The 15528-nt window shown below is 29.0% G+C and carries 14 protein-coding genes; 11 read left to right on the top strand and 3 right to left on the bottom strand.

Annotated features, from left to right (window positions below):
- Positions 1–6 precede the first annotated feature (6 nt).
- The gene (gene recR, locus R4I97_RS10320) at positions 7–615 is read right to left on the bottom strand and encodes a recombination mediator RecR (protein WP_335784968.1); all 609 of its coding nucleotides are present in this window, start codon (positions 613–615) and stop codon (positions 7–9) included.
- Positions 612–1019 carry a YbaB/EbfC family nucleoid-associated protein gene (locus tag R4I97_RS10315; protein WP_335784967.1) on the bottom strand — a complete coding sequence of 136 codons (408 nt, stop codon included), beginning with the start codon at positions 1017–1019 and terminating at the stop codon, positions 612–614. Before R4I97_RS10315 ends, recR begins: the two co-directional genes overlap by 4 nt.
- A gap of 385 nt (positions 1020–1404) precedes the next feature.
- Here R4I97_RS10315 and R4I97_RS10310 point away from each other — a divergent pair, with 385 nt between their 5' ends.
- The 11 genes from R4I97_RS10310 to R4I97_RS10260 all read left to right on the top strand — a co-directional run bounded on the left by R4I97_RS10310 (position 1405) and on the right by R4I97_RS10260 (position 13111).
- The gene (locus R4I97_RS10310; RefSeq protein WP_335784966.1) at positions 1405–2217 is read left to right on the top strand and encodes a hypothetical protein; all 813 of its coding nucleotides are present in this window, start codon (positions 1405–1407) and stop codon (positions 2215–2217) included.
- 39 nt (positions 2218–2256) lie between these two features.
- The gene (locus R4I97_RS10305) at positions 2257–3834 is read left to right on the top strand and encodes a hypothetical protein (protein WP_335784965.1); all 1578 of its coding nucleotides are present in this window, start codon (positions 2257–2259) and stop codon (positions 3832–3834) included.
- 92 nt (positions 3835–3926) lie between these two features.
- Positions 3927–6707 carry a hypothetical protein gene (locus R4I97_RS10300; protein ID WP_335784964.1) on the top strand — a complete coding sequence of 927 codons (2781 nt, stop codon included), beginning with the start codon at positions 3927–3929 and terminating at the stop codon, positions 6705–6707.
- Between the two features lie 143 nt (positions 6708–6850).
- A complete protein-coding gene (locus R4I97_RS10295; RefSeq protein WP_335784963.1) occupies positions 6851–8338 on the top strand; it encodes a hypothetical protein in 1488 nt (495 codons plus the stop codon).
- 127 nt (positions 8339–8465) lie between these two features.
- Complete coding sequence (locus tag R4I97_RS10290) at positions 8466–9254, top strand: Cof-type HAD-IIB family hydrolase (RefSeq protein ID WP_335784962.1); 789 nt, start codon at positions 8466–8468, stop codon at positions 9252–9254.
- Between the two features lie 21 nt (positions 9255–9275).
- Positions 9276–10061 (top strand): Cof-type HAD-IIB family hydrolase, encoded by a 786-nt coding sequence (locus R4I97_RS10285; RefSeq protein ID WP_335784961.1) that lies wholly within the window; start codon positions 9276–9278, stop codon positions 10059–10061.
- Positions 10062–10175: 114 nt separating this feature from the next.
- Positions 10176–10565 carry a hypothetical protein gene (locus R4I97_RS10280; RefSeq protein ID WP_335784960.1) on the top strand — a complete coding sequence of 130 codons (390 nt, stop codon included), beginning with the start codon at positions 10176–10178 and terminating at the stop codon, positions 10563–10565.
- Positions 10566–10656: 91 nt separating this feature from the next.
- Positions 10657–11058: a hypothetical protein gene (locus tag R4I97_RS10275; protein ID WP_335784959.1), complete on the top strand. Its 402-nt coding sequence runs from the start codon at positions 10657–10659 to the stop codon at positions 11056–11058.
- Positions 11059–11105: 47 nt separating this feature from the next.
- Positions 11106–11534, top strand: a complete 429-nt coding sequence (locus R4I97_RS10270; RefSeq protein WP_335784958.1) for a hypothetical protein — start codon at positions 11106–11108, stop codon at positions 11532–11534.
- A 69-nt stretch (positions 11535–11603) separates the two neighbouring features.
- The gene (locus R4I97_RS10265; protein WP_335784957.1) at positions 11604–12053 is read left to right on the top strand and encodes a hypothetical protein; all 450 of its coding nucleotides are present in this window, start codon (positions 11604–11606) and stop codon (positions 12051–12053) included.
- Between the two features lie 56 nt (positions 12054–12109).
- Entirely contained in the window at positions 12110–13111 is a 1002-nt protein-coding gene (locus R4I97_RS10260) for an NAD(P)H-dependent glycerol-3-phosphate dehydrogenase (protein WP_335784956.1), read from the top strand.
- Positions 13112–13121: 10 nt separating this feature from the next.
- On the opposite strand, the gene R4I97_RS10255 is transcribed toward R4I97_RS10260, so the two are convergent.
- Positions 13122–15464: a chemotaxis protein CheA gene (locus R4I97_RS10255; RefSeq protein WP_335784955.1), complete on the bottom strand. Its 2343-nt coding sequence runs from the start codon at positions 15462–15464 to the stop codon at positions 13122–13124.
- Positions 15465–15528 lie beyond the last annotated feature (64 nt).

Below are 15528 nucleotides of genomic sequence, written 5' to 3'. Positions count from 1 at the left end.
ACTACCCTACTGCATAACTACTCTATCTGCAATACTTCTTGCTAATGAACGCGAATCAGCATTTTCAATATCGCTTGCTAATGATATGCCATAAGTAATGCGGCTTATTTTTTTATCAAAATTATTGTTTCTTAAAGTTTTATTTATATATGATGCTGTAGTATCTGCCTCTAATGAAGCACCAAATGCTATAATAACCTCTTCTATTGAGCTATTATCTTTAACTCTATCTATTAACTCTTTTATTCTTATGTCTGAAATACCTATTCCTTTAAGGGGCTCTATTAATCCTCCCAAAACATGATAAATCCCTGTATATTCTTCCGTTTTTTCAATAGCAATCATATCAGTATAAGACTCTACTACGCATAACTTTGTTCTGTCTCTTTTATCACTTGCACATATATTGCAAATATCATTCTCGCTTAAAGAATAACATTCCTTACAAAGCTTTATGTTTTTATGCAGTGACAAAATAGAATTAGATAACTCACTTAAATATTCATCATCACTATCAAATAAATACAAAGCAATACGCATAGCACTTCTTCCCCCTATCCCAGGAAGTCTCGCTATCATCTCTGTAAGTTTATCTAAAGAATCAATGCCGCTCAATTTTTATCCTTATCATCATTATTGTTATTAATAATATCATTCATTCTAGATATAATATCTGGATTTATTGCATCTAATGATATATTGATAATTGGTTTTCCATTTTCATCATATTTTATTGTAGTCATTTTTGTTATATCAGAAAATGCCTTATCCATATCCTTCATATTAAAAGAATTAAAAGGGTTTTTATAATTATCATTTTTATTATCATTAACATTTAGAGTATCAATCCTTGAAATAGCATCATTCATGCTTGATACTATCATCTCTTCTAAAAGTTCCTTTTGATCTTTATTTAAAAGACTCTCATCTACATTAAAATTTGATATATTGTAAGACTTGTTAATTTCAAACGAAATTAAATTACCAGGTGAACTATATTTTATAGAATTGTCACTCATATATAAAAACTCCTAAAAATAGTTTTGTGTTTTATAATATATTGTTTTTTATAATTAATCAATACCGCTTATATTATGTTAATTATATTATGTTCCCTATAATATGTAAAATAAACAAACCATATTAACATTTATTTTTTACTATTTCATAAAAATACATGCTATAAATTACGATAATATAATAGACATTTATTAAAAAATGTATAAAAAATAATATACAAAAATAAAATAATGTAGTAAAATATGTATAAAATGTTTTATTTTTGTAAAAAAAATATATAATAAAATAATTTTTTCGACAAAAATCGCATTATGTATATTTACTTAAATTAAATATGCTATATGCTTTAAATTATAGAGATAAGCTAATAAATGGAGTTTATATATGAGAAAGAAAATAAATTTTATTATAATATTTTTTGTTACAGCATTAAATCTTTATTCCTTTGACGAAGGATTTGTATGGGGACTAAAGGCCAATTTTAATGGTACTGCTACATTACCATCTATTAGTGCATCAGATTTAGATAAAATAGGTGCTGCATATATGAAAGGTTCTGTAGGATACACTATGGACGGAGAAGCTGAGCTTGGTTATTTATTTGGTTCACAAAAATGGTTTGGCGGATTAGATCCTGCTAAGTTCAGCGGTATGAGTTTATATGGTTCTATTGGGGTTGGTAACGGATTTGCTGGACAGGTTGCTGGAAACACAATAGAAGGCGTAACTGTTAATATGTATATTAATGTTAATTATGCTCCTGTGGTTAGTTTCGGAGTTGGTACTAAGGCTTATTTTTTAAACAGCAAATTATCTTTGGGTCTTCAAGTTGGAGGAAAATTAATAGCAGATTTATCTCCATCATATTTAGCTTATGCTGATGATGCTACAGTTTTAACTCCTGAAGTTGGGGAAATAATAGTAACAGATTTTATGATAAAAAATATGAATCCATTAATGCTTAGTTTAAAATTCATGCTTGAATACAATCAGCCAGTTAATGATAGAGTTGAAGTTACTTTAGGAATATATACAAGATTTAATTTATACAGTCCTCAATATATAACAATGCCTGATTCTTTATTAAAATTAATGGAAGCGGTAAGACCTAATTTCACAACTGAAACTAAATTGCCTTCATATTATATTAATTCATTAGACTTCGGTTTAAGTTTAGGTTTAGCATTTAAGGGATAATCAATAGTTAGTTGATACTATTTTTGCGGAGCAATCTTTATGAAAAGAACTTTTATATCATTTTCATTATTAATATTAAGTATTTTGTTTTTAAGTTCTTGTGCGAGGGGCTTTAATCCTATGTACTATTATAATAGAACCAGCAATTCTATTTCAGGTACAAATGATACTATATTGCCTCCAGATTTAGGCGGGGGTGATGAGAATTTATCTCCAGAGGAAGACCCTTTTAATAACGATAATGGCGATAAGCCTTGGAATGACCCTAACTACGGCGGTTTTACTTTAGATCTTGATAATTTAGTTATAAGGGCAGATTTTGACGGTAATAACAGACCTACTTATAGATTAGAGCAAGGCACTTGGACACCAGTTAATTCTGCCAGTAATAGTTATAAAAACGGCGGAGATTTATCGTCTTCAGCTGGAAATTTCTCTATAACAGGAGTAACTTATTATCTATATAAAGGAAAAAATCCAACATTTGACCCTAACAGCTCATATAATCAAAGTGATAGATTAAAAAGATTTTATTTTTATCATTTGATAGGAAGCTCCGCAGGAAAAGTGGTCGATAACTTCTTAATATGTATAGATACTTATTCTAAACTTGTATTTGCTTTTGGCGTTCCTACTAAATGGACAAAAGTTGTAATAGCACAAATGCCTATAGCTTGGAGTGCTGTCGAAGTTGGGTGGGAAGCTGATGCTTATTCTAATAGCCCTATATATTTTAATAATACTGAAGGCATACAATATTTTTATGAATATGATCCTGTTGGTGTCGTTCTTCCAGATAAGACTATAAAAATATTTGATTGGTGTTTAACTTCTATAGGCAACAACAGATATGCACCAAGAGTAAAAGATAATGTTATAAATTTAGAAAGACCAATAGCTTCAGCAACAGAAACAGAAGGAAGATCTCCTTACATGCCTATTAAAGTTGAAGCAGGCAGTAAAGATAATATAACAATAATGGCTAAAAGCTTGAAAAATATAAGTGTAAAAAGCAGAGAATATTGGGCAGGAGCTTTTGGAGGTAGTATTCAAAATAAAGCTTGGTTTACATATACAATAGGAGGAGTAGCTTATAATAATGAAATGGGAAGCGGAGTATTACAAAATATAGAAAACTTAGACCCTAAATCTGAATCTATGACAGGTATGATATATTTAAGTGAAACAAAAGAAATAGCTGTTAATAGTCAAGCTGACTTTACTTCTCAAATAGTTAATGAAGTAAAAAATATAGATAAAGGTGCTACAATAGAGTTAGCTTCTCGTGTTGATAAATACAATAAAGAAACAGGATTTGCTGATACAGCTAAATTTGGACAACGTGGAAGTGGAAATATGGCAACTGTTTCTGCTCCTATTTTGAAATTAAAATACGATATTAATAATCAGCAGTTTGTTGTGGATACTGAAAATTCTATTATGAATAATGACGGACTTTCTACAAGTATAAGCTATTATACACCTAATTTTACTCTTAAGAGAGGAGATACTAAAGATATTACTATAAGATACAAATGGATGAAGGGTAATGATGTTTCAAATGGTGAAGAATTTGAAATTACTTACACTTTAAAATTTGAATCTGTAAATGAATAAATTAATTAAATATTTTTAAAATGCGGTGAAAACAAAAAAGTTTTCACTCGCTTTTTATTTATTAAAAACAAATAAAAACACTGGGGGTGTTTATGAAAAAAATACGAATAATACTGATATTACTGGTAGTTAGTTTATTTTTTAGTTCTTGTGCAAGAAGATTCAGCCCTATGTATTATTATAACAAAAAAGCAAGCTCAAATTCTGAAGCTGATAATCCTACTTCTGATATAGGAGGAGATGAAGATATACCTCCTGACCAAGACCCTTTTATAAATGGAGAGTGGAATGATATTAATTATAGATTTGATGGAAATAAAATATTAGAGTTTTTATTTGGTGCAAGTTTTGACGGAAACAATGTGCCAATATACAAATTCTACAAAAAAGATGCTAAAACTTGGGAATTACAAGATACCCTAACATCAGAATATTATTTTAATGGAAGCGATGATGGCAATAAGGCACAAACTTACAATATAAATCCAGCTAATTTTTATAGATATAATTATAAAAACCCCTTAGTTGAGCCTACTTCAGGCTATAATCAATCTACAAGAATGGAGAGATTTTTATTTTACAGACTTCAAGGAAAAGCAGTTGTTGTTTCTCTTAATAATTATTTAATAGCTATTGATACACACTCTAAACTAGTATTTGCTTATGCTAAAATTACTAAAACTGGAGAAGCCGCTGGACAAAAATACCCTACCGAGTTTAAACCTGTAGAAGAGTATGGAGAAAAAAAGAAATTTTATGAATATGACCCTATTGGTTTTATGAGTTATGATGAAAGTAAAGACTCTTTAACGCTCACATTATATGAAGAATATCAAAAGGAAATGGCTAGAGATGCTAATGCCTATTTTCCTCAAGTGCATGATGCAAGCAGAAATGTAGCAGGATATGATAATGCAAGCAGTGCAGGACGCTCCCCTTATTATATGGTTGCAATAGAAGATATAGACCCTCAAACTATAATGGATCAATTAAAAGGCAAAACTTATGCTGTAAGAGATAGATTGAATTTATATACATATAAGTTTTCTGATGATGGAAAAACCGTAACATTTATTGTTAACAATTTTTATGATGGTCAAATAATTAGCAAAGAGCTTTCATATTCTGAAGTTGCAGGTGCTACATCATTAAAATACGGAGATGTAATTATAACAGGACTTGGTATATATGATAAAATAAAAGATGAAAACAGAGAATATATACTTGATTATAACGATAATGGTCCAGATTTTATATATAGAGTAGCAGGCAAAATATTTAAAAACAATGAAGCAAATCGTACTTATGAGTTTAGCGCTGATGGTATGTCATTTAAATATATTGAAAACGGAAAAACTACTACATACAGCTTTGTAGAACAATCATCTCCTTCAGAATCTAAAGCAGCATATTCTAAGAGCGGAAACGTATTCTGGGGATTAAAATTAAGTGAATATAATAATAAAAAAGATGGAAGAATATCAGGCGGTACAGAATCTGTTAATTTAAATCCTGGCACTGCTATGATAGGAGATTTAAATGACTATGAAGCATTTATAGATGACAGCAGCATGCCTAGCGAATTTGTTTCAACTGTTGCAGGAAAAACTTATTTTTACAGAGACTACACACAGCCTGACAGCGGAAATGGAAATAGTTTGAATGCTTACAAATATATATTTAATAAAGATGCTACACAACTTACTTATGTAGAAATGGTTTATAAGCAAGAAGATGTTTCTACAACATATAAATTAGATAATGTAAGCGGAATACAAGCTACATATACATCTAATGATAAGACTCTTGTTATTAAATTGGGTGTTAATCCTAATATGATATATAATGGAGAAGGCTCTGCATTAGCAGATTCTACAGCCACAGACAAAGGCCCATTCTTCTTGGATATGGTTAGAGGAAATGAATATATAGCTGAAGATAATAGTTATAAATATAGCTTCAGTTCTGATGGTAAGCTTTTAACATTTACTTATGCAAGCGGAGAAAGCACACAATATGATTATACTCAAGTAGGAACAGAATATTTCAAAGCTGCATACAAACAGCAAAATACTTGGTTCCCTAGATATTGGGCTTTAAGAGTAACTTCCCAAGGAAATACATTAGAAATGTCCACCGGCTCTTTAGCTTATCCTACTGATATACTTAGAGATGCAACTTACGGTTGGAAAGCTATACTTGGAGGCGGCATGTTAATAAAAGATAATTTCTTAAATGCTGTGGCAGGTAAAGTATTTGAAATAAGAAATGCTTCTGATAGTACAAAATTAGATAGATACACATTCTCTTCAGGAGGAGCTTCTATAGTTTATGAACAAATAGACTGGTATACAGACCAAGTTATAGAAACTTCAAAGATAGAGTTTTACGGCTATGAGAAAATAGATGATACTAAAGGAAAATATAAGTATAATGATAGTAATAGTCAAATAATAACTGTAGAGTTTAGTGTAGATTCTTTAAGCCCTACAACTTTAAGCAAAGATAATACAGTTACTGGATATTATAATTATCAAGACCCTGGTCCTTATATTTATGATGTAGTTAAAGGTAAAACATATAAACGTTCGAAAGATAGCTACAAATTTGACTCTACTGGAAAAGTGGTAGAATATTATGTAAATGGAAAACTTGATACTACTTATGATTTTTCAAAGGTGAAAGAAGGAAACAATTTATTATCAGCATACAAAGACCGTAAAGATTTATTAGGATTTAAACGTTACTGGGGATTAAAGATAGAAAATAAAGGTGTTAATCTATATGTTTCAACAGGTTCTTTAACTACTGCTGATCATATTATAAATAGCGGAGATTATGGGGAGCCATATATATTAGAACAAAATAATTAATTTTTATAAAAATAAAGCGGAAGGAAGTTAAAAAATTCTTTCCGCTTTTTTAATAAAAAAAATAATAAAAAGTATTGATTTTTACTATTTTTTCCTATATTTAAATAGAGTTAGTGTTTTTTTATGCAATGAGAGGTTATGAAATGAAAAAATTATATATATTATTAATAGCAGCTATGCTGATTCTAATATCTTGTGCGAGGCCTTTTGATTCAAGATATTATTATAATAAAAAAGTTAATTCATCAGAAAGTGATACAGGCGGCTCTGATGTAGATATAGGCGGAGGCGGAGAAAATTTATCTCCAGAAGAGGACCCTTTTAATCCAAATTATAAGGGAGATGGATATTATGGCTGGAATGATGAAAAATATATATTTGACGGAAGCATTATAGACAGTTGGTTTATGAAAGTAAATTTTGGTAAGGGTAATGTTCCTGAATATAGATTCTTTATACCTAATGATGGAAGAAGCTGGATTAAAGGAGACGATTTAAAAAATGAATTTAACTTCGATGCAAGAAATGATGGCAATAAAGTAACCTACCCTCTTAATGTATCAATATCTGATATGGTTGTATACAAATATGTTAATAAAAATCCATTGGTATCATCAACTGGAGAATATAATAAATCTGAAAGACTTCAAAGATTTATTTTTATGAGAATTAATGGTTCAGCTGCTAATGTACCTATGAACAATTATTTAATAGCTATAGATAAATATTCTAAATTTATCTTTGCTTATGCCAAGATAGTAGAAACAGGCTCTACATTGGGTAATAAATATCCTACTAAATTTGATGCAATAGAGAATTATCAAGACAGAAGATTCTTTTATGAATATGACCCTATAGGATTTGTTTCAGAAGATGGAAGCGTTACATTGTTTGATGAATATAAAAGAGAAATGGAATTAGGAGCAACAGATTATGTTCCTTCAATACATAAAGAAAATAATAAACCAAGAGATATAGCAACAAGAACAAAACCAGGACGTTCTCCTTATTTAAATTTAAAAGAAGAAGGTAATAGAATATCTGTTGTTGTTTCATCTAAATCAGTAAAAAATATAAGCATTAAAAGTTATTCTAATCCTATTGGTTTTGGAGGATATAAAATAAAAAATGAAGCATATTTAGTATATGCTACAAGAGCTTCTATTTATGAAGACAGTCAGTCAAAAACATATGAAATGCTTGGAAATTATGGAGAAGGTAAAGAGCTTAGTTTTGGAGCAACAGCTAACAGCATAATCACTATAAAAAATAATGACAGCACTATATCAGAAAAAAGCACAAAATATAGTATAGCAGATATAGAAAAGACTATGTTTAAAATTGATATAGATACAAAATTCATTAAATATAATTGGCTTTTAGGTTTCCCTGATTACGGCGGAACTGTAACTCATATATCTGCCTACGAAAATTCTTTATTAACTTTAGCATATAACCCTAATGATAAAAAGCTAAACGTAGAAAGTCAATCAGAAAAAGTAATATCTTGTACGCCTTCATCTTTCGTATTAGAAAAAGGTAAAGAACAAGAGATAGTTGTTAAATATAAAGATTTTAATGATAATAGAAATGAAGAATGGGAAATAACATATTCTATAAAATTAGAGTAAATTATATACAATTAAAATAATATTTTATTTTAAGCGAGTTGAAAGCAAAAAGTTTTCACTCGCTTTTTTATATAATTTAATATATAATATAATAATTAATTTTTTTATAAAATAGGTTATTAAAAATATGATAAAGGCTGTGTTTTTTGATATAGATGGTACATTAGTGAGTTTTAAAAGCCGCAAAATTTCTGATTTATCTAAAAGAGCTATTAAAGAACTTAAAAAAAATGGAATTAAAATATTTATAGCAAGCGGCAGGACTTTATTTCAAATAGATGATTTGGGTGATTTTGATGGGTATATAACAGTAAACGGATGTAGTTGCTTTATTAATAAAAATAACAAGCTTAGAGAAATATATAGAGTTTCTTTAGATAAAGATGATTTGTTCGCTTTAATTGATTATCTTGATAGAGATAATTTTTTATGCACTGTTATAACTAGTAAAAGCATATTTCTTAATTACATAGATGATGATGTAAAGAAAATGTATAATGATAATAAATTTCCTATTCCAGAAGCTGTAGATTTTAGAAATTATATTAGTAAAAATTATGAAGAAGTTTTACAATTAAACATTTTTGTAGATGAAAATAAAGAGAAGTATTTAATTAGCAACGTATTAAAAAATTCTAAATCAAGCAGGTGGAATCCTAATTTTGCAGATGTTAATTCTAAATATGGAGGCAAAGAAGTAGGAGTTAATAAAATTATAGAATATTATGGTATAGATTTGTCTGAAATTATTGCTTTTGGAGATGGGGGGAATGATATTGGCATGATAAAGCATGCTGGTATAGGAGTTGCTATGGGGAATGCTAATGAGAGTCTTAAGAAGATAGCTAATTATATTACAGATGATGTTGATAATGAAGGGGTATATAATGCCCTAAAACATTTTAATATAATATAACATTTATTTAAGGATACATATATGATAAAAGCAGCATTTTTTGATATAGACGGAACTTTGGTAAGTTTTAATACTCATAAAGTTTCAGATTCTTCAAAAGAAGCTATAAGACTTTTAAAAGAAAAAGGAATTAAAGTTTTTATAGCTACAGGAAGAATAAAAAAACATATAAACAATATAGATGATTTAGTTTTTGATGGTTATATTACGGCTAATGGTTTTGATTGTTATATAGGAGATAAATCTATATATAGGCATTCTATAGCAAGAGAAGAAATATATTCTCTAATAGATTATTTAAAAAACAAAGAATTATTTCCATGCTCTATTATGATGAATAGCGGTATATTTATTAATTATGTTACGAAAGAAGTTGAAGAGGTTTCAAAATCTATAAATCTTCCAATACCGGCAGTAGATAATTATTATGAGTTTTTAGAAAAGAATATAGATGATATTTTGCAGATAAATTTATTTGTAGATGAAAATAAAGAAAAAGAGTTAATGAGCAAAATATTTAAAAATTGCGAATCAAGCAGATGGCATCCAGCTTTTACAGATGTTAATACCAAAGGCGGAGGAAAACATATAGGAATTGATAAGATTATAGAGTATTATGGTATTAAATTAGAAGATACTATTGCTTTTGGTGATGGAGGTAATGATATAACTATGATTGAGCATGCTGCTATAGGAGTTGCTATGGGCAATGCCAATGAAGGTGTAAAAAAAATAGCAGATTATATTACAGATGATGTTGATAATGATGGAATATTTAATGCTCTAAAACATTTTAATATAATATAAAAATTAAGATATGGATTTATTTTTATTATTATTTATCCGATAATATAAGTAATGATTTGACTATATGTTATAAATTTCTTATAATATATATATGAGTTTAATGGAGTTTCGCTTATGAATAAGAAAATATTTTTATTTGCAATTTTGATGGTATTAATAATATTCGTTGGGTGTAAAAAATTTGATACAACAGCAACAACAATAGAAAATCCCAATACTTATACAAGTATAGACCCTATTTTAGGTCAAAATTATAAACTACAAGTAGTAACTACAGCAAACCAAATAACTATAGGAATAATAGATACTGGCGGTGCAATAACAATGAACCCAGAAACTATAGATAAATTATATCAAGAAACAGGAAGCAGTAATTATAGTTTTCAAACTGGTGTAATGTCTGGTAATTTTAGTGTACTATCTGCAAATCAAATAAAAATAAGTTTTGTAAGAAATACACCTCCATACCTTAGTGTAAGAGATGTAATTTGTACTGCTCCATAATACTTTAAGGATTATTAAATAAATGGAGGGAATAAAATATATTAAAATAGCAATTTCTATTTCTTTTATATTGCTAGTAATTTCTTTTTTTATGAGTTGTCAGAGCCCTCTATTTCAAACTCCATATAATGCCGAAAATGACCTTCTTACCAATTCGAAATATTATGGTCTATACATTAGCAAAAATGATGTAAGTATAAACGCAGCAAATGAAAAATTAAATGTTTTAATAACAAATGATAATGGCATAAGTATTTATATGTGGATAGGAGGCAGTTCATTTCCATCTGAAGATAAAGATAGGTTTGATATAAGTAACTCTGCTATTGATGGAGAATTTCCGCATTATGCTTTTAATAATAATGAAGTAGTTGGAAAGTTTAGCATAATAAACCAAAATGTAATAAACATATCTTTTGCTACACTTTTTCAGCCATATTTAAATATTCAAAATGTAGCATGCAATAAATATGTTACTACTGCTAAAAATTAAAGTATATATGTCGATAATTAAATAGATATATGAGTTTGGAGTTTTTTATGAAAAAAACTATATTATTGATAAATTTACTTATAATATTTTTGATGTCTTGTAAAGCGAATACAGGTCCAATAGTAGTAGAAGGTACACCAACAGATGCTTTAAAAAGTGTTGGTCCTGTGTTAGGTGAAATATACCTTTGGATAAAAATAACACCAGGAGAAGCAGAGAGTAGTGTTTCAATTAGATTTGGGAATTCTACCAGTGAAAGCAGCGCTACTGGCGGAGAAACAATCACTTATGATGCAAATATACAAGACACATCTCCTACAGATGGAAAAAATAATACTACTTATGCTTTTCAAACAGGAACAATTACAGGAAGTTTAGAGATATTGGATTCAAAAAGGGCGCAAATTAGCTTCACACAAAATGTGGCTCCATATATAAAAGTGATGGAAGCCGTATGTGAAATACCTGTTAAATAAAAGATATATTGTATTGACTAAATTAAATAAATTTATTATACTTATTTATGAATAGGAGATAGCACTATCATGAAAAAAGTAATAAGTTTTATAACTATTTGTTTATCAATAATAATATTTTTCATATCTTGTAAGGCAAATACAGGTCCTATAGAACAATCAGAAAAAACCCAATTAATTACTACAGCTAATGGACTAAAAAGCTCAGGTCCTGTATTAGGTCAAGCATACCTTTGGGTCTTTTTGGAAACAGATGGCTCTACTAGTTCAATATCTTTAAAATTTGGAGAAGAAGCTGCAGCTCCTGGCGTAGATGTTATAGGTGAAGAAGTTAAATTCAATGGAAATATAGAACATATATATCCAACAGCTAATCAAGATGCTAACTCTTATGCATTTCAAAGCGGTACTGTAGCAGGTGTTGTAGAAATATTGAGCGAAACTCAAGTTAATGTATCTTTCTCAAGAAATATATCACCATATCTAAAAATAAATGATGTAGTATGTACTGCACAATAAAAATTATAACTTTTATATAATATTTCTCAATAAATATAAAGAAAGGTTTATACTCGATGGAAAATGTTGCAATTATAGGTGCCGGCGGTTGGGGACTTGCTTTAGCTAATATTTTTTCTGAAAAACATCATATTAAAGTATGGGTACATAGTGAAGAGAGCTATAATAATCTTAATAAATTCCATAAAAATGATAATTATTTAAATAATATAGAATTAAATAAAGAAATAGAATTCAGCATGGAACTCGATGAAGTTATCAATGATGCTAAAATAGTTATTATTGTAACTCCATCTTTTGCATTCTATAATACCTGTGAAAATATAGAACCATATATAAGCAATGATCAAATAATAATATCTGCAACAAAAGGATTAGATAGAAATAGCGGCAAAACTATGAGTGAAGTTGCGAGGAGCATAATATCTGGAGATGTAAATATTCTCACACTTTCTGGACCTTCGCATGCAGAAGAAGTTGCTAAGGGAGTACCTACTGCTGTTGTAATTGGCGGCGAAAAAGGTGTTTCAGAATATGTAAGAGATACTTTAACTGTACCTCCCAAATTTAGAATATATAATTCCACAGATCAAAAAGGTGTAGAGATAGGAGGAGCTTTAAAAAATATTATAGCTATAGCAGGCGGTATTGTTGATGGACTTCATTTAGGCGATAACACTAAAGCGGCACTCATTACAAGAGGACTCCATGAAATAGTAAGATTTGCTTTAAGTAAAGGCGCAAGAATAGATACTATGTATGGTCTCGCTGGAATAGGAGATTTGATAGTAACTTGCTCTAGCGGATTAAGCAGAAATAATAGGCTTGGCAGGGAACTTGCAAATGGAAAAAAATATCAAGATGTTATAGCTAACTCTCATGGTCAAGTAGCAGAAGGTGTATATGCCACAACAGCAGCTTATGAATACGCTAAAAATAATAATATATATATGCCGATAACAGAAGCCATTTATAACATACTTTTTAATAATGCAAACATACAAGACACTATAAAAGAGCTTATGAGTAAAGATGCTAAAAGTGAAGGCTTTTATTAATAAAAAACTATTAGTTATTTAATTCATTAGCCTCTGGTATTTCATTATTTTTCAACTTACTAATAAAGCTTCTTAGTTCATTTTTAGAAGTATTTTTAGTATTTATTTTTCCTCTTTCTATAATTCTCTTAGTACCAAGTCCTACTATAGTTTGAATATCAAGTATAAAGCTAACTGTTCCATCACCCAAAATAGTGGCTCCAGCTATACCTTCAGATTTTGTTACGGCATCTTTAAGAGTTTTAATAACAATATCCTGCTCACCCATAAGGTTATTTACAAGCAATGCCACTTTTTTATCTTCAGAAGATATAATAACAGCGTAATATGATTTTATATCAGTATATCTTGAAGGAAGTTTAAATAACTCTTTTATGCTAAGTATATTAACAACCTCATCTCTTACCTTAATAACTTCAGTACCCTCTAATTCTTGTATTTCTGCAGGGTCTATTTTTATAGTTTCTAATATACTGTTAATAGGAACAGCATAATATTCTTTTTCTGCATCAACTATTAAAGCCTGAATAATAGCAACTGTTAGAGGTATTCTTAGAGAGAAAGTAGAACCCTTACCATATTCCGTATCAATACCTACAGTACCATTAATCTTCTCTAAGCTTTTTTTAACAACATCCATACCTACCCCTCTTCCAGAAACATTTGTAATTTTGGAAGCGGTAGAAAAACCTGGTGCAAATATATATTCAAGCATTTGCTGTTCTGTTAATTTAGCATCAGCAGATACAAGTCCTTTTTTAACAGCGCTCTCAAATATCTTATGAGGCTGCATCCCTTTACCATCATCTGATATTTTTATAATAATGAGGTTACCTTCATGAGAAGCTTGCAAAATTACACTACCCACTCTAGGTTTTCCTGCATTTACCCTATCTTCAGGCATTTCTATACCATGGTCTACAGCATTTCTTATAATATGCACCAATGGATCAACTAAAGTCTCTATTACAGATTTGTCAAGCTCAGTATCTTCTCCATACATTTCTAACTTGATTTCTTTACCTAAATCTCTTGATAAATCACGTATTAAACGAGGAAATCTATTAAATGTTTGTGCTATAGGAACCATTCTTATTTTCATTACAGTTTCTTGCAATTCATTTGTTACCCTTGTAAGAAGCTGGTAGGAACTCCTATATCTATCTAAAGTATATTTGAAATCATCTTCTATCTTTGATATCTCACTTAATTTATTATTAAAACTATTAATATAATTGGCTCTTAAATCTTTAATTTCTTTTTTTTGCGCATAATCTTCAAACTTTCTAAGAATCTGCACTATAGTATCTCTATAATATTTTTTTATATCGTTTATTGAATTAGAGATTAATTTACTGTATGAAGATAAATCATCATCATACTGTATATATGAACTTTTATTTGTAACCAATTCCCCTACCTGATTCATCATAGCATCTATTCTATCGCTTTCTACTCTCAAATAAGAACTTTGCCTATCAACTTTTTTATCTTTGTTAATATTTTTTTCATCTTTTGCTAAAGAAACTTCTTTTGATTTTTTACTTGCTGCTATTTTCTCATAATCTTCTAATACAAATTCTTCTATTTTTATTTCATCAGTTGTTTCTGGAAAAGTTATATCATTAATTATATCTTCATCCTCTTCCGGAGTAGCTAATAGATATATTACATCTTGATAAAACTCATCTCCTTCCAAATCCTGCAATGGAGGTACACTTGTAACAATATCACCTTTATCTTTAAGAGCAACAAATACCTGAACCCCTCCAACAGTTCTCATTGGGCTTTCAGCATTAAATTTAACATGTACCAATTTTATTTTTAAGCCATCATCTTTATGTTCTCTTATAGCACTTAATATACTATTATCTAAATTTAAATTATCATATTTATTCGATGATTTATTATCTGCTGGTTTATCAGCATTTGAATCTTCTATACTACTTTGTGTTTCTGAGCCTAATTTTGAATTTCGAAAATCATCTAACTTTTTTATCTCACCTTCTATATTTATAGAGCATACTGATTCATTGCTAGCACAATTAATAAGCTCTTTTAAAATATCTATTCCTTTTAATAAAATATCTATAGTTGCATCATCAACATTAATTTTTTTATCTCTTATTAAATCAAGTAAATCTTCAAACCTATGGGCATACTTCTGTGTATCAACAAGCTCCACTGCCCCAGCACTTCCTTTCAAAGTATGCACTGCTCTAAATATTTCTTGTACAGCATCAACATTATCTCTATCTTTATCAAGAATAAGAATATTCTCTTCCAATCTATCTAACATTTCAAAAGCTTCTTCAAAGAAATCTTTAAGCAAACTTTTTATATAATCGTCCATTTAAAATCCTTATATTCTAAAAAAATATTATTACCCATTATTTATTATCGGATAATATTAATTA

It is taken from the genome of Brachyspira pilosicoli, assembly GCF_036997485.1.
In the GTDB taxonomy this organism is placed as follows: Bacteria; Spirochaetota; Brachyspiria; order Brachyspirales; family Brachyspiraceae; genus Brachyspira; species Brachyspira pilosicoli_C.
The sequence above is the reverse complement of the archived record's forward strand: the minus strand, read 5'-3'. Positions and strand labels throughout refer to the sequence as shown.